This window comes from Peribacillus sp. SIMBA_075 (assembly GCF_046534585.1).
This window is the reverse complement of sequence record NZ_JAWRYN010001251.1, coordinates 1-248: the sequence shown is the minus strand read 5'-3', so window position 1 is coordinate 248 and position 248 is coordinate 1. Positions and strand designations below refer to the sequence as shown.

Annotated in this window: 1 protein-coding gene; it reads right to left on the bottom strand. The window is 73.4% G+C overall.

Annotated elements, in window-relative coordinates:
* Positions 1-248: hypothetical protein (locus tag SB775_RS32340; RefSeq protein ID WP_410865386.1), on the bottom strand; the 248-nt coding region annotated here is incomplete at both ends.

Below are 248 nucleotides of genomic sequence, written 5' to 3'. Positions count from 1 at the left end.
CGCTTGGCGGTCTGCCGGAACAGGATGTCGTTGAGGTAGGCACGGTACTCCGGCTCGCCGCTGGACAGCGCCACCGCCACCACCGGCACCAGCCACAGGGCGATCGCCAGCAGGAAGACCAGCGGCCCCAGCCAGAAGCGCGCGTCGCGCAGGCCGACCCGGATCCGCGGCCAGCCGGCGCGCGCGGCGAACGCGGCCGGCAGCAGCATCAGCAGCGCGATCACGCCCACGCCCTTGGTGATCACGCC